A 13,194-nucleotide genomic window follows, 5' to 3' on the forward strand; every position below is an offset into this window, starting at 1 on the left:
ACCCCCTCCGCTTTCCTGTTTCCGGCACCGGCACCAAAGTCTGTGCCCTGCCCGCTTCCGCTCTGGACCTTCGGCCCGAAAAGGCGCGAAAAAGGCGGCAACTTCTGTTACCGTCCCGACAATAAGAACCGATCCGAGGCAGGCATGAACACCCCCAACGGCAAGCCCGAGCTGGACCGCAAGCTGCGCGAACACGTGCTGGCGCGGCCCGATTTCATCCTTGATGACCGCGACATGATGCAGGCCCTCGTGGCCGCCAACGAGAAGTCGATGGGCGGCAATATCGTCGATCTGCGCGGCATCGCGATGGAGCGGCTGGAAGCCCGCCTCGACAGGCTGGAGGACACCCACCGCAGCGTCATCGCCGCCGCCTACGAGAACCTCGCCGGCACCAACCAGATCCACCGCGCCCTGCTGCGGATGCTGGATGCGCAGGACTTCGAGACCTTCCTGCGGGATCTGGGCGGCGAGGTGGCCGATATCCTCGGCGTCGATTCGATGCACCTGGTGCTCGAGTCCAACGAAGCCGGGGACGACCCCGCCGTGCGGCGCCTCGGTGACGTGCTGCGGGTGGTCGAGCCGGGCTATATCGCCGCCTACATGGACGGGCAGCGCAGCGCACCGGCGCGCCAGGTGGTGCTGCGCCAGATCGAGGCCGGGCCGGTCGAGCTCTATGGCGAAAAGGCCGCATATACCTTCTCGGAAGCCTGCCTGCGGCTGGATTTCGGCCCCGGCCGCCTGCCCGGCATGCTGCTGATGGGGTCCGAGGATCCACACCAGTTCACCCCCCAGCAGGGCACCGACCTGCTGACCTTCTTCGCGGGCATCTTCGAAAGGACGATGCGCCGCTGGCTGTCATGAGCGGCCCGACCCGCAGCGACGGCGGCCTGTCGATCTCTGCCGCCGCGCGGGATGCCCTGACCGGCTGGCTGCAGATGCAGGCCGCGCTGCTGGACCGCGCCGACAACACGATCGAGGCCTATCGCGGCGACCTGGCCGAGTTCCTTTCGTTCATGAGCCTGCACAAGGGCGGCCCGCAGGGCCTGGCCCCCCTGACCGAGATCTCACTGTCGGACATGCGCGCCTGGATGGCGCACCTGCGCGGCGGCGGTTGCGGCGCACGCAGCCTGGCCCGCAAGCTCTCGGCGGTGAAGGGCTTCTACCGCTGGCTGGCCGAGCGCGAGGGCTTCGATGCCACCGCCGTGCTCTCGGCCCGCTCACCGCGCTACCAGCGCAAGCTGCCGCGCCCCCTGTCCGAACCCGATGCCGCGCAGATGCTGGAGCAGCTCGGCGAGCAGGACCCCCGCGACTGGGTCGCCGCCCGCGACGTGGCGGTGGTGACCCTGCTCTATGGCTGCGGGCTGCGGATCTCCGAGGCGCTCGGGCTGACCGGGGCCGATCTGCCGCTTGGCCCCAGCCTGCGCATCCTCGGCAAGGGCGGCAAGGAGCGCGTGGTGCCGCTGATCGCCCCCGCTCGGGCCAGCGTCGAGCGCTACATGGCGCTCTGTCCCTGGCCGATGGAGGCCGGGCTGCCGCTGTTCCGTGGCATCCGGGGCGGCCCCCTGCCCGCCCAGACCATCCGCAAGGCCATGGCGCAGGTGCGCGCCCAGATGGGGCTGCCCGCCAGCGCCACGCCCCATGCCATGCGCCACAGCTTCGCCACCCACCTGCTGAACGCCGGCGGCGACCTGCGCGCCATCCAGGAGCTTCTGGGCCACGCCAGCCTGTCCACCACCCAGGCCTACACTGCCGTTGACAGTGCCCGCCTGATGGAGGTCTACCGCAGGGCGCACCCGCGCGGCTGAGCCCGCACCGGGCTACGCTGGCCTGCACTGGGCAACACTGGCCCGACTGGCCCCTTCCGGCCGCCGCTCCGGCGGCAATTACTTGTCTAGACGACAGAAGTGTGACTAGCCTCTTCCATGATGACATCCCCCCGCGCCCGCGCCGTCTCCGTCCATCTCCTGACCGCCACGGGTGCGGTCTTTTCCATGCTGGCGATCATCGCCGCCGCCAATTCCGCATGGGAAACCATGTATCTCTGGCTGGTCGTCGCCTTCGCGGTGGACGGTCTGGATGGGCCTCTGGCGCGTCGTTACGACGTCAAGACCCATGCCGCGCAGATCGACGGGGTGCTGCTGGACCTGATCATCGACTTCCTGACCTACGTCTTCATCCCGGCCTTCGCACTCTACCAGAGCGGCCTGCTGCCGGGCTGGACGGGCTGGTTCGGCGTACTGCTGATCGCCTTCGCCAGCTCGGTCTACTTCGCCGACACGCGGATGAAGACGGATGACAACAGCTTCTGGGGCTTCCCGGGCTGCTGGAACATGGTGGTGCTGGTCTTCTTCGCCACAGAGCCGCACTGGACCATCATGGTCGCCATCATCCTCGTGCTGACGCCGATGATGTTCCTGCCGCTGAAGTTCATCCACCCCGTGCGCACCAAGCGCTGGCGTGCGGTGACGCTGCCGATGGCCGGGCTCTGGGTGGCGCTGGCGCTCTATGGCACCCTGCGCAACTTCGTCATGCCCGACTGGACCGAGGTGCTGCTGGTGATCGTCAGCCTCTACCTGCTGCTTGCCGGCATCGCGCAGCAACTGATCCCCGAAAAGACCCGCTGACGCGAAGGGCGCGCCTCAGCGGCGCGCCGCCAGCACCTCTTCGATGGCCCCGCCGATCAGCGCCAGGCACTCCGGCGTGGAAAAGCGGTGGTCGGCACCCTTGACCAGCCGCAGGTGGATATCCTCGCCCGTGGCGCGCTCGAGCAGGCGCATCGCCACCGACAGCTGCACGTCGACATCTGCCGTGCCATGCAGGAAGCGCACCGGGAAGGGCAGCGGCACCGGATCGCGCAGCAGCAGATGGTTGCGCCCGTCCTCGATCAGCCGCTTGGTGATCACGTAGGGTTCGCCGTATTCCGACGGCAGGGCGACCTGTTCGACCATCTCCAGCGCCAGCCGTTGCGCCTCGGTGAAACCGGCCCACATGCTGTCTTCGGTGAAGTCCGGCGCGGCCGCGATGGTGACCAGCCCGGCGAGACGTTCCGGCATCCGGCGGCTCATCAGCAGCGAGATCCAGCCGCCCATGGAGGACCCGACCAGGATCAGCGGGCCCGAGGTGACCTCGGACAGGATGAACTCGGCATCCTCGGCCCAGTCGCCGATACAGCCGTCGGTGAAGGCTTCGGAGCTCTCGCCGTGCCCGGAGTAGTCGAAGCGCAGGAACCCGAGGCCCTGCGCTGCGCACCAGTCTTCGAGGAACACCGCCTTGGTACCGCCCATGTCGGACTTGAATCCCCCGAGGAAGACCACGGTCGGGCGGCCATCGCCCGCCCCGTCGCTCAGGTGATAGGCCAGCGTCCGGCCCTGCGGCGTGGCGATGCGGCTTGCTTCGGTCATCTGCGGCTCCCCTCGTTTCGGGGGAATGATTGGCATGGGCCGCAGCCGAGGGCAATATCAGCCACGCTCGACCTCCCGCAGGGTCAGCGCCAGCGCCCCGCCAAAGGCCGAGACCACCGCGAAGCCCGCCAGTGCCCAGGCCGCCGAGAGGGTCGAGACCGCCCCGCCGAAGAGCCCGGCCAGCAACAGGATCGAGCCGATCATCGTATTGGCGACGGCGGCATAGCGGCCCCGGGCGTCCTCGGGGGCCAGGTCGACAAGGTAGGTCGAACGCGCCTGCCGCACGCCGTGATAGGCCACCATCAGCAGGAACAGCACCGCCGGTCCGGCCCAGACGGCCCGCGCCAGCCCCGCCCAGAGCAGCCACAGCATCAGCGCCATGGACGCCGCCCCGGCAAAGCCCGCCGCCGAAAGCACCCTGCGCGACGAGCGGTCGGCCAGCCGGCCCCAGACATAGGAAGACAGGAAAGAGGCCAGCGCCGAGGCCAGCAGCAGCGCCCCGAGCTGTCCCAGCAGCCCCTCGCCGCCCTGTTGCGAGAGCAGCACGATATAGGGCGGCGCCAGTGCCGTCGGCACCAGCAGCCCGCGCACGGCGATGAAACGGCGCAGGTCGGCGTCCTCGCGCAGGGTGGCGCGCAGGGGAGGCAGGCCGGAGCTGTCCTCGACCTCGCTGGCCGGTTCCTTCAGCGTCGAGAACAGCGCCCCGGCCGCCAGCCAGAGCAAGCCCGCCAGCGCCACGGCGGCCACCACCGCGCCCCGGTCCTGCAACAGGCCCGAGAGCAGCAGCAGCGCGAAGGTGACAACCGCGACCGAGGCCAGCGACGAGGCGGTGCCGGTGACCGCCCCGCGACGTGTTTTGGCGATGGTCTTGCCCTGCACCTCCTTGAACGAGACCGAACAGGCGGCCCGCGCCAGCGCCAGCACCGCGAGCGCGGCACAGATCGCCAGCCCCGCCAGCCAGCCCTCAAGCAGCATCCCCGAGGCGGCGATGACCAGCGCGGCCAGGCCCTGCAGTGCCGCACCCGCCGCCCACATCCACTTGCGCCGGGTCAGGGTTTCCAGCTTCGAGGCCAGCAGGATCTGCGGCAGCAGCGCCCCGGCCTCGCGGATCGGGACAAGGGCAGTGACAAAGGCCGCGGGCGCACCGAGGGCGTTCAGCAACCAGGACAGCACCAGCTTGGGATCGATCAGCCCGTCGCTGATCTTGGTCATCGACAGGGCCGCGATCTCTCGCAGCCCGTTCCGGCCCTCGCGCCGGTCCGGCGCCTCGTCCTCGGCCCCGGAAATCTGCGCGAATAGCTCTTGTTCGGTCATGACTGGCCCTTCCGTTGGTCGGGAACCCAACGTGGCAGGGCTGCATCCGGTTCACCGCTTTCGCTGCCCCGCCCCGACCGGTCTTGACCCCGCCCGCGCGCCGCGTCACAAGAGCCGCACCATAACCCGCAACCGGGCGTTCCGTGGGCGCCAAACTGACGAGGAGGACTTGCATGTCCCAGATCTCCCTCACCTTTCCCGATGGCAATGCGCGCGACTACGATGCAGGTGTGACCCCTGCCGAGGTCGCCGCCGGCATTTCCACCTCGCTGGCCAAGAAGGCCATTTCCGCCACCGTCAACGGCCAGCACTGGGATCTGCAGTGGCCGATCCAGGCCGATTCCAGCATCGCCATCCACACGATGAAGGACGAGGTGCAGGCCAATGAGCTGGTGCGCCACGACCTCGCGCATATCATGGCCCGCGCCGTGCAGGAGATCTGGCCCGACGTGAAGGTCACCATCGGCCCGGTGATCAAGGACGGCTGGTATTACGATTTCGACCGCGCCGAGCCCTTCACCCCGGAAGATCTGGGCGAGATCGAGAAGAAGATGAAGGAAATCATCAACCTTCGCGATCCGGTCAAGACCGAGGTCTGGGACCGTGACGTGGCGATCAAGTACTACGAGGACCGCGGCGAACCCTACAAGGTCGAGCTGATCGAGAGCATCCCCGGTGACGAGCCGCTGCGCATGTACTGGCACGGCGACTGGCAGGACCTGTGCCGGGGCCCGCACCTGCAGCACACCGGCCAGGTGCCCGCCGATGCCTTCAAGCTGATGTCGGTCGCCGGGGCCTACTGGCGCGGCGACAGCTCGCGCCCGATGCTGCAACGGATCTACGGCGTCGCCTTCACAGGCAAGGAGAAGCTGAAGGCCCACCTCACCATGCTGGAGGAGGCCGCCAAGCGCGACCACCGCAAGCTGGGCCGCGAGATGGAGCTGTTCCACATGCAGGAAGAGGCCCCCGGGCAAGTCTTCTGGCATCCGAACGGCTGGACCATCTACACCCAGCTGCAGGACTACATGCGCCGCAAGCAGCGCCAGGGTGGCTATGTCGAGGTGAACACCCCGCAGGTGGTGAACCGCAAGCTCTGGGAGGCCTCGGGCCACTGGGGCAACTACCAGGAAAACATGTTCATCGTCGAAGTGGACGAGGAACACGCGCGCGAGAAGACCATCAACGCGCTGAAGCCGATGAACTGCCCCTGCCACGTGCAGGTGTTCAACCGCGGCCTGAAGAGCTATCGCGACCTGCCGCTGCGCATGGCCGAGTTCGGCAGCTGCAACCGCTACGAACCCTCGGGCGCTCTGCATGGCATCATGCGGGTGCGTGGTTTCACCCAGGATGACGCGCATATCTTCTGCACCGAAGAGCAGATCGAGGCCGAGACGAAGACCTTCATCGCCTTCCTCGCGGATATCTACGCCGACCTGGGCTTCGAGGGCTGGACGATCAAGCTGTCCACCCGCCCCGAGAAGCGCGTCGGCACCGAGGAAAGCTGGGATCGCGTCGAAGCGGCGCTTGGCAATGCCTGCAAGGCCGCCGGCTACGACTACGAGATCCAGGAGGGCGAAGGCGCCTTCTACGGTCCGAAGCTGGAATTCACCCTGACCGATGCCATCGGGCGGGAGTGGCAGTGCGGCACGCTGCAGGTCGACCCGAACCTTCCCGAGCGTCTGGGCGCCAGCTACATCGGCCAGGATGGCGAGAAGCACATGCCGATCATGCTGCACCGCGCCGTGCTGGGCAGCTTCGAGCGCTTCATCGGCATCCTGATCGAGAACTCGGAAGGCAAGCTGCCGATCTGGCTGGCCCCGCGTCAGGTGGTCGTCGCGGCCATCGTCTCGGATGCGGATGCCTACTGCCTCGAGGTTGTCGAGGCGCTGCGCGCCCGTGGCGTGCGTGCCGAGGCCGACCTGCGCAACGAGAAGATCAACTACAAGGTCCGCGAACACTCTGTCGGCAAGGTCCCCTATATCCTCGCCTGCGGCATGAAGGAGGTCGAGGAACGCACCGTCTCGACCCGCCGCCTCGGCGAGAAGCAGACCAAGACGCAGACCCTGGACGAGATCGTCGATCAGCTGGCCCGCGAGGCCCTGGCGCCGGATCAGCTGTAAGGCCAGGCAGCACCGAAGAAAGGGCGTCCCTCGGGGCGCCCTTTTGCTTTGCCCCTGCCGATTGGTTGCCCAGTGGTTGCCCGGTGCGCCCCACCTGGCTGCCTGCAATTTCGCAGGCATGCCGGTGCGGTGGCGACGATTGCCCGAAGAGGGCACCGGATCCAGACAGGGCAGGCCTGAGATAGAATTGCAGGGTGGTGTCTCCTGAACCCGCCGCGGCGCGGGGTCGTCTCCGTCTCGGCCTCCATCCCCCAGCGATCGCGCGGGGGAGCGGACAACGTTCCGGTCCCTTCCGATCCCTGGCCTGCCAGGGTCGCCACGGAGGCCAGAAAGGGTCCGATATCCTGTAAATTCAGGCCGCAGCCTATCTCGCCCCCGGTGGAGCAATCATCCTGGAGGTCATCGGATCCGGCTCCCTGCAGAAGAGCGAGCAGGTCACCAGGCTGGTGCCGACGGCGCTCACAGTGGCGCTCTACGCCCTGTCCTTCTGCCTGCTGCCCCATGTGCTGAAGGTGCTGCCGCTTGGCATCGCCCAGGCGATCTGGGGCGGGCTGGGCATTGTCCTGACCTCTCTGGTCAGCGTCTTCGTCTTCCGGCAGAGCCTCGACGCGATGGCGCTGCTCGGCATCGGGCGGATCGTCAGCGGTGTGCTGGTGATCAACCTCTTCTCGGGCTCCCCGCACCAGGCGGGGCTCAGCCCGGTGCCGGGGCGTCGTCGCGGCCCGGCTCGTCGGGCTGGCTCGAGAAGAGGGCCAGCTTGTTGCCCTGCGGGTCGCGCAGGTAACAGACGTAGAAGCGCGGCCCGTAGGCGGCGCGAAAGCCGGGGGCGCCCTCATCGGTGCCCCCGGCCGCCAGTGCCGCCGCATGCAGCTGGCGCACCTGCGCCTGCGAGGTGGCCTCGAAGGCGACCATGGCACCATTGCCCGCCGAGGCCGGACCGCCGTCGAAGGTCGGCTTGACGTAGAAATCCGGAGGGGCCGGGATGCCCGGCGGCACGGGCAGCACATAGCTCAGCCCCTCGGGGCCCAGTGTCAGCCCGTAGCCCAGGGCAGGCAGCAGCGCGTCGTAGAAGCGTCTGGCCTTGCCGATGTCATCGGCGCCGACGGTGACATAGGAGATCATGCCGGCCCTGGCCCTTCCTCTGCTGCGCGCCGCGCAAGACGCGGCGGCACGGGCCCGCCTACCAGCGCAACCATCGACGCCCCGCCACCGCCCCAAGGCCGGTGGCAATGCCCACGCCGGCCGAATACCAGACCGCGTAGAACAGCGGGCTGTCCTCGATGCAGAAGGTCGAATAGATCGCCGTCGCCAGCCCTGCCGCGACCAGCCCCGCCAGCGCGCCGCAGCGGGCCGGGCGCACCGGGGCTCCGCGTCGCAGGGCAGCAAGCAGGCCCGCCAGGATGGGCAGTGACAACAGGGTGATCGCAGGCAGGCAGACCGGGATCGAATGCCCGAGGAAGAGGCGCAGGCGATCTGCCGGCGCCGTGGTCAGCAGGGCCAGCAGGAACAGACCGGCCACCGCCAGCGGAACGGCCCAGATCAGCGTGCCGGGCAGGCCGAAGCGCGCCCCCGGGCGGGCGTCGCGCAGCACCAGTGGCAGCGCCAGCGCCGCCAGCAGCAGTGGCAACAGGGTCTTGGCCAGCACCATCGGTCGGGCCAGCGCCGCCAAAAGGTCGGGCCGCGGTCCGAGCACCAGCGTGAAGGCCAGCGCGGTGACCAGCAGCCCCAGCACCAGGAACCCCGGCAGGCGGCTCTCGACCCGGGGGACCGGAGCGCTTGCGACGGGATCCGCCGCCAGTGCGGAAATCAGGTCTTCGGTCTTCATCGTCGTCGTCCTACTGTCGTTGCCGCCTCTTGGCCGTCCCGTTCCTGTCCTGCGGCCTCGTCCTGCCGCGCCCTCCCGTCCGGGGGATCCCCCCCTGCCGCGTCGTCGCCACCGGCCAGCGCCTTCAGTTGCCGCATCGCGCGGTGATAGGCCACCCGCACCGCGCCCTCGCTCATCCCGAGACGGGCGCCGACCTCTCCGGCGCTTTCGCCCTCGATCCCGACGGCGCGGACGATGCCCGCCGCGCGGGGCTCGATCCGGCCCAGAAGCCGGCCCAGGTCGCGCGCCGCGGTGACCTCGCCCTGGGCCTCGTCGGGCAGCACCTCGGCAAGGTCGTCGATCTGCACCTCGCCGCCGCCGCCCCGCGCCCGCCGCCTGCGCGCCGCGTCGGCGCATTTGTAGCGGGCAATGGCATAGAGCCACGGGGTGACCGGGTCGCCCTCGCGCCAGGTGTGGCGCTTGGCGTGGATCGCCATCAACGCTTCCTGCACCACGTCCTCGACCTCTTCGGCCGAGCCGCCGGCCAGCCGCGCCCGTGCGATATTGCGCAGCACCGGCAGGGCCTCGGTCAGGAAACGCGCATAGGCGACCCCGTCACCGGCGTTGCCCCGGCGCAGAAGATCCCCCCAGAGCGCGTTACGGTCGTTCATTCCCCTCTCCCTTCGCGGGCGGTCTGCCAAACGTTACAGCCAGCCGGCAATTTTCCGCAATCTCTTCACTCGTTCGTGAGGCCTGTAACGCAGGCGCCCGGCGCCGCGAATGGCAAGGCACGGACGCCACGATGGCGTGCCGATCGGAACATGCAAGGGAGAGACCCATGTCCACCATCCTCAAGACCGCCGCCGTTGCCGGTGCCTTCGCTGCCGCCCTGACCGCCCATGCCACCACCGCCGTCGCGGACGAGATGGCCAAGGAGAAGTGCTTCGGCGTGTCCATGGCCGGCGAGAACGACTGCGCCGCCGGCCCCGGCACCACCTGCGCCGGCACCTCGAAGGTCGACTACCAGGGCAATGCCTGGACCCTCGTCGACGCTGGCAAGTGCACCATGATCGAGCTGCCCGCCATGGCCGACGGCACCCCCCGCATGGGCGCGCTGGAAGCCCTGGACCGCGACCTGCCGATGGAGGGCTGAGGCCCCGACGTCGCGCGCCCCGGGCCGGTCCCGGGGCGCCCCCTTCCGGGAGGTTTCCGCAAGCCCCGCGCGGCTTTCGCAAGTCCCCCGAAGCGGAGAGAGAGAGACGATGTTCGACCAGAGCCCCTCGCGCCTGCCCGCCCTGCCCGGCGTCGGCTTCAAGGCCCGGCACTACGGCGCGATCCTTGAGGATGCCGGCCCCGTCGGCTGGCTGGAGATCCACGCCGAGAACTACATGGGCGACGGTGGCCGCCCCATTGCCATGCTGCGTCGCCTGGCCGAACGCTTCCCGGTCTCTGTCCATGGGGTCGGCCTGTCCATCGGCGGCGAGGGCGCACTGGATCGCGCGCACCTCGCCCGGCTGCGCGATCTCTGCGACTGGCTCCAGCCCGCCAGCTTCTCCGAGCACCTCGCCTGGTCGACCCATGACAGCGCCTATTTCAACGATCTGCTGCCCCTGCCCTATACCTCCGCGACGCTGGATCGCGTGGTCTCTCACGTCGGTCAGGTGCAGGATGCGCTCGGCCGCCAGATGCTGCTCGAGAACCCCTCGTCCTACCTCTCCTTCGACGAAAGCGAGATGACCGAGACCGCCTTCCTGCGCGAGGTGGCCCGGCGCAGCGGCTGCGGGCTGCTGCTGGACGTCAACAACGTCTTCGTCTCGGCGGTGAACCTCGGCCTTGATCCGCGCGCCTACGTGCAGGACTTCCCGCTGGAGACGGTGGGCGAGATCCACCTTGGCGGCCATGACGAGGACGAGGATGACGCGGGCCGGCCGCTGCTGATCGACAGCCATGGCCGCGAGGTGGCCGATCCGGTCTGGGCGCTGCTGGACGAGGTGCTGACGCTCTCGGGGCCGAAGCCGCTGCTGATCGAATGGGACAACGACCTGCCCGACTGGCCGGTACTGGCCGCCGAGGCCGCGCGCGCCGGGGCCGCCCTGCAGAGGGCCGCCGCATGAGCCCCCCGACGCAGGCCGACTTCCGCACCGCGATGCTGCGCCCCGAGGCCCCGGTGCCCGAGGGGCTGGGCAATGGCCATGGCGGCCCCGCCGGGCGGCGCTTTGCCGTGTATCGCAACAATGTCGCCGTCGGCCTGACCGAGGCGGTGGTCGAGGGCTTCCCGACCCTGCGCGCCCTGCTGGGCGAGGACAACCTGCGCGCCCTGGCGGCGCCCTTCCTGCGGGCGCATCCGCCAAGCTCGCCGCTGATGTTCCGCTATGGCGCGGCCCTGCCCGGTTTTCTGCGCAGTTTCCAGCCGCTGGCCCACATGGGCTACCTGCCCGACGTGGCGCGGCTGGATCTGGCGCGTCGCGAAAGCTACCACGCCGCCGATGCCACGCCGCTGGATCCCGCCCGGCTGGCCGCCATCCCGCCCGCAGACCTGGCTCGCGCTCGCCTCGGGCTGGCCCCTTCGCTGCGGGTGGTCCGCTCGGCCTGGCCGCTCTGGCAGATCTGGCAACTGGCCCATCACGACGGCCCGCCGCCACGGCCGGTGGCCGAGGACATCCTGATCACGCGGCCCGGTTTCGACCCGACGGCCCATCACCTGCCCGCCGGTGGAGCGGGCTTCCTCGACGCTCTCGGCCAGGGACGGAGCGCCGAGGCGGCGTCGGAGGCCGCGCTGGCCGAGGCCCCCGACGCCGACCTTCCCGCACTCCTTGGCCTGCTGCTGAAAAGCGGCGCCCTGACCTCGCTGGAGATACCGACATGACGGATCCGACCGCCCCCCTGGCCCGTGTTCTGGACCACCTGGCCCCGCTGCTGCCGCTGCTGGCCCGTTTCATCTTCGCCGCCGTTCTGCTGCCCTACTTCTGGGCTTCGGCGGTCACCAAGCTGGGGGATGGCGTGCTGGGGGTCCTGCGCCCCTCGGTCGGCGCCTATGCGCAGATCTTCCCAAGGGTGTTCGAGGCGGCGGGCTATGACACCTCGAAGCTGGGCGCGGTCCACTGGGCCGTGGTCACTGCCGGCACCTGGGCCGAGTTCGCCCTGCCCGCGCTGCTCGTGCTGGGCCTGCTGACCCGGCTGGCGGCGCTTGGCATGGTGGGCTTCATCGCGGTGCAGAGCCTGACGGATCTCTACGGCCATGGCGGGATCGACCATCCCGCCACGCTCGGCGCCTGGTTCGACCGGATGCCCGACGGGGTGATCCTGGATCAGCGCGCCTTCTGGGTCTTCACGCTGCTGGTTCTGGCGGTCAAGGGCGCGGGCGCCCTGTCGCTGGACCGGCTGGTGTTCAGAAGTGGCGCACCGGCTCGTCCGGGCGGCCTGCGGCCAGCGCCAGAAGGCCCGCGATCGCGATGAAGGCCATGGGGAAGAGGGTGAAGACCGTCACCCCGAAGCCCATGTAGAAGACACCGGCCGAGCCCAGCATCAGCACCCCGCCCCAGAGCGCCCGGGCCCGCGCCATGCCGGCCCCGGCAATGGCCAGAATGGGCGAAAGCAGCGCCGCCGTGCGCAGCGCCTCGACATTGGCGACCTGGCGGAACAGCCCGTCGACCTCGCCATAGGCGCGGATCGCCTCGGTATAGCCGTAGCCTGCGAAGCCCACGACCAGGGCCATCAGGCCGCCGATCAGTCCCAGGATCAATGCCGCGTTGCGCAAGGGCTGCTCCTTCCTTTCCGATTGCGGGCGCGGGTCATGCCCCGAGCGCCTGCTGAACGTCCTTCGTCCAACCTAGATAGAGATCCGGACCCGCTTCGATAAGGGGGCGCTTCATCAGGGCGGGGTGATCGCGCAGAAGATCGCGCGGCGGGCGGGCCCGCTCGGCCTCGTCCAGACCGCGCCAGGTGGTCGAGCGGGTGTTGAGCAGGGCCGGCCCGAAGCTCTGCAAAGCGCGGTCCAGAAGCGCATCCGGCAGGGGGGTGGCGCGGATATCCACCAGCTCGGCCGCCGGCAGGGCCTTCGCCGCCTTGCGGCAGGTATCGCAGGTTTTCAGTCCGTATAGCTTCATCGCTGTCCCTTTCGTCTAATTCCGGGAAATACGAGGCCGTTTTCCTCAACGCCCCTTGTTTTGCTTGCTTTTTACAAAACGAATGCAATCCTGACCATGTGGCAAGGTACCGGATCCCGGAATTTGTGGGGTTGATTGCCGCATTGAAGATCCCCGGAGGACCGGGGCGGAACGGCAAGAGGGAGAAACGGCATGCCTGTAGGCACCGTAAAGTGGTTCAACACGACCAAAGGCTATGGTTTCATCGAACCCGAAGAGGGTGGAAAAGACGTCTTCGTCCACATTTCAGCGGTTGAACGTTCGGGTCTGACCGGCCTGGCGGACAATCAGAAGGTCGGCTACGAGCTGACCGAGGGACGCGACGGCCGCAAGATGGCCGGAGAGCTGAAACTGCTCTGACCCCTACGGGTCACGATCAGATACCCAGACATGCGTGATCCCCCTGACCG

At 68.9% G+C, this 13,194-nt stretch carries 16 protein-coding genes and 1 pseudogene; 10 read left to right on the forward strand and 7 right to left on the reverse strand.

All coding sequences use genetic code 11. The features are described from left to right. Positions 1–144: 144 nt before the first annotated feature. The 3 genes from OS124_RS0112030 (at position 145) to OS124_RS0112040 (ending at position 2,624) form a co-directional block, all read left to right on the forward strand. Positions 145–861, forward strand: a complete 717-nt coding sequence (locus OS124_RS0112030) for a DUF484 family protein (protein WP_010139896.1) — start codon at positions 145–147, stop codon at positions 859–861. After that, positions 858–1,805, forward strand: coding sequence for a tyrosine recombinase XerC (locus OS124_RS0112035; protein ID WP_010139897.1), 948 nt, complete (start codon positions 858–860; stop codon positions 1,803–1,805). The genes OS124_RS0112030 and OS124_RS0112035 overlap by 4 nt, the downstream gene beginning before the upstream one ends. 117 nt (positions 1,806–1,922) lie before the next feature. Beyond that, the gene (locus OS124_RS0112040; RefSeq protein WP_010139898.1) at positions 1,923–2,624 is read left to right on the forward strand and encodes a CDP-alcohol phosphatidyltransferase family protein; all 702 of its coding nucleotides are present in this window, start codon (positions 1,923–1,925) and stop codon (positions 2,622–2,624) included. A 15-nt stretch (positions 2,625–2,639) separates the two neighbouring features. Here the strand turns inward: OS124_RS0112040 and OS124_RS0112045 are convergent, their stop codons facing one another. Together OS124_RS0112045 and OS124_RS0112050 are read right to left on the reverse strand one after the other, a co-directional pair. Then, complete coding sequence (locus tag OS124_RS0112045; RefSeq protein WP_010139899.1) at positions 2,640–3,401, reverse strand: alpha/beta fold hydrolase; 762 nt, start codon at positions 3,399–3,401, stop codon at positions 2,640–2,642. Positions 3,402–3,458: 57 nt separating this feature from the next. After that, the gene (locus tag OS124_RS0112050) at positions 3,459–4,715 is read right to left on the reverse strand and encodes an MFS transporter (RefSeq protein WP_010139900.1); all 1,257 of its coding nucleotides are present in this window, start codon (positions 4,713–4,715) and stop codon (positions 3,459–3,461) included. 173 nt (positions 4,716–4,888) lie between these two features. Between OS124_RS0112050 and thrS the strand changes: the two genes are divergently transcribed. Further along, positions 4,889–6,835 (forward strand): threonine--tRNA ligase, encoded by a 1,947-nt coding sequence (gene thrS / locus OS124_RS0112055; protein WP_010139901.1) that lies wholly within the window; start codon positions 4,889–4,891, stop codon positions 6,833–6,835. 389 nt (positions 6,836–7,224) lie between these two features. Continuing rightward, positions 7,225–7,455 (forward strand): annotated as a pseudogene (locus OS124_RS26570) (DMT family transporter); the annotation flags it as partial. 73 nt (positions 7,456–7,528) lie between these two features. Here the strand turns inward: OS124_RS26570 and OS124_RS0112065 are convergent. The 3 genes from OS124_RS0112065 to OS124_RS0112075 are packed head-to-tail and all read right to left on the reverse strand — an operon-like array spanning position 7,529 to position 9,310. Continuing rightward, complete coding sequence (locus tag OS124_RS0112065) at positions 7,529–7,957, reverse strand: VOC family protein (protein ID WP_010139904.1); 429 nt, start codon at positions 7,955–7,957, stop codon at positions 7,529–7,531. Positions 7,958–8,015: 58 nt separating this feature from the next. Next, positions 8,016–8,660, reverse strand: coding sequence for an NrsF family protein (locus OS124_RS0112070; protein WP_010139906.1), 645 nt, complete (start codon positions 8,658–8,660; stop codon positions 8,016–8,018). After that, positions 8,657–9,310 carry a sigma-70 family RNA polymerase sigma factor gene (locus tag OS124_RS0112075; RefSeq protein WP_010139907.1) on the reverse strand — a complete coding sequence of 218 codons (654 nt, stop codon included), beginning with the start codon at positions 9,308–9,310 and terminating at the stop codon, positions 8,657–8,659. Before OS124_RS0112075 ends, OS124_RS0112070 begins: the two co-directional genes overlap by 4 nt. Positions 9,311–9,477: 167 nt before the next feature. On the opposite strand from OS124_RS0112075, the gene OS124_RS0112080 reads away from it, so the two are divergent. The 4 genes from OS124_RS0112080 to OS124_RS0112095 all read left to right on the forward strand — a co-directional run bounded on the left by OS124_RS0112080 (position 9,478) and on the right by OS124_RS0112095 (position 12,095). Continuing rightward, positions 9,478–9,792, forward strand: a complete 315-nt coding sequence (locus OS124_RS0112080) for a BufA1 family periplasmic bufferin-type metallophore (RefSeq protein WP_010139908.1) — start codon at positions 9,478–9,480, stop codon at positions 9,790–9,792. A 109-nt stretch (positions 9,793–9,901) separates the two neighbouring features. Then, positions 9,902–10,753: an MNIO family bufferin maturase gene (gene bufB / locus OS124_RS0112085; protein ID WP_010139909.1), complete on the forward strand. Its 852-nt coding sequence runs from the start codon at positions 9,902–9,904 to the stop codon at positions 10,751–10,753. Continuing rightward, positions 10,750–11,505, forward strand: a complete 756-nt coding sequence (locus OS124_RS0112090; protein WP_010139910.1) for an HvfC/BufC N-terminal domain-containing protein — start codon at positions 10,750–10,752, stop codon at positions 11,503–11,505. The genes bufB and OS124_RS0112090 overlap by 4 nt, the downstream gene beginning before the upstream one ends. Further along, positions 11,502–12,095, forward strand: coding sequence for a DoxX family membrane protein (locus tag OS124_RS0112095; protein WP_010139911.1), 594 nt, complete (start codon positions 11,502–11,504; stop codon positions 12,093–12,095). Before OS124_RS0112090 ends, OS124_RS0112095 begins: the two co-directional genes overlap by 4 nt. Here the strand turns inward: OS124_RS0112095 and OS124_RS0112100 are convergent. Together OS124_RS0112100 and OS124_RS0112105 are read right to left on the reverse strand one after the other, a co-directional pair. Then, positions 12,028–12,396, reverse strand: coding sequence for a hypothetical protein (locus OS124_RS0112100; RefSeq protein ID WP_010139912.1), 369 nt, complete (start codon positions 12,394–12,396; stop codon positions 12,028–12,030). The two genes, OS124_RS0112095 and OS124_RS0112100, sit on opposite strands and share 68 nt — an antisense overlap. A 34-nt stretch (positions 12,397–12,430) precedes the next feature. Continuing rightward, positions 12,431–12,745, reverse strand: a complete 315-nt coding sequence (locus OS124_RS0112105; RefSeq protein ID WP_010139915.1) for an arsenate reductase family protein — start codon at positions 12,743–12,745, stop codon at positions 12,431–12,433. A gap of 192 nt (positions 12,746–12,937) precedes the next feature. Here OS124_RS0112105 and OS124_RS0112110 point away from each other — a divergent pair, with 192 nt between their 5' ends. After that, entirely contained in the window at positions 12,938–13,144 is a 207-nt protein-coding gene (locus tag OS124_RS0112110; protein ID WP_010139916.1) for a cold-shock protein, read from the forward strand. The last annotated feature ends 50 nt before the right edge of the window (positions 13,145–13,194 follow it).

It is taken from the genome of Oceanicola sp. S124 (assembly GCF_000220565.1).
GTDB lineage: Bacteria > Pseudomonadota > Alphaproteobacteria > Rhodobacterales > Rhodobacteraceae > Pseudooceanicola.

What these genes read in the sequence shown, in the direction of transcription:
- OS124_RS0112030 (WP_010139896.1), top strand. Translation starts at nt 145, where the DNA reads ATGAACACCCCCAACGGCAAGCCCGAGCTGGACCGCAAGCTGCGCGAA.
- OS124_RS0112035 (WP_010139897.1), top strand. Translation starts at nt 858, where the DNA reads ATGAGCGGCCCGACCCGCAGCGACGGCGGCCTGTCGATCTCTGCCGCC.
- OS124_RS0112040 (WP_010139898.1), top strand. Translation starts at nt 1,923, where the DNA reads ATGATGACATCCCCCCGCGCCCGCGCCGTCTCCGTCCATCTCCTGACC.
- OS124_RS0112045 (WP_010139899.1), bottom strand. Translation starts at nt 3,401, where the DNA reads ATGACCGAAGCAAGCCGCATCGCCACGCCGCAGGGCCGGACGCTGGCC.
- OS124_RS0112050 (WP_010139900.1), bottom strand. Translation starts at nt 4,715, where the DNA reads ATGACCGAACAAGAGCTATTCGCGCAGATTTCCGGGGCCGAGGACGAG.
- thrS (WP_010139901.1), top strand. Translation starts at nt 4,889, where the DNA reads ATGTCCCAGATCTCCCTCACCTTTCCCGATGGCAATGCGCGCGACTAC.
- OS124_RS0112065 (WP_010139904.1), bottom strand. Translation starts at nt 7,957, where the DNA reads ATGATCTCCTATGTCACCGTCGGCGCCGATGACATCGGCAAGGCCAGA.
- OS124_RS0112070 (WP_010139906.1), bottom strand. Translation starts at nt 8,660, where the DNA reads ATGAAGACCGAAGACCTGATTTCCGCACTGGCGGCGGATCCCGTCGCA.
- OS124_RS0112075 (WP_010139907.1), bottom strand. Translation starts at nt 9,310, where the DNA reads ATGAACGACCGTAACGCGCTCTGGGGGGATCTTCTGCGCCGGGGCAAC.
- OS124_RS0112080 (WP_010139908.1), top strand. Translation starts at nt 9,478, where the DNA reads ATGTCCACCATCCTCAAGACCGCCGCCGTTGCCGGTGCCTTCGCTGCC.
- bufB (WP_010139909.1), top strand. Translation starts at nt 9,902, where the DNA reads ATGTTCGACCAGAGCCCCTCGCGCCTGCCCGCCCTGCCCGGCGTCGGC.
- OS124_RS0112090 (WP_010139910.1), top strand. Translation starts at nt 10,750, where the DNA reads ATGAGCCCCCCGACGCAGGCCGACTTCCGCACCGCGATGCTGCGCCCC.
- OS124_RS0112095 (WP_010139911.1), top strand. Translation starts at nt 11,502, where the DNA reads ATGACGGATCCGACCGCCCCCCTGGCCCGTGTTCTGGACCACCTGGCC.
- OS124_RS0112105 (WP_010139915.1), bottom strand. Translation starts at nt 12,745, where the DNA reads ATGAAGCTATACGGACTGAAAACCTGCGATACCTGCCGCAAGGCGGCG.
- OS124_RS0112110 (WP_010139916.1), top strand. Translation starts at nt 12,938, where the DNA reads ATGCCTGTAGGCACCGTAAAGTGGTTCAACACGACCAAAGGCTATGGT.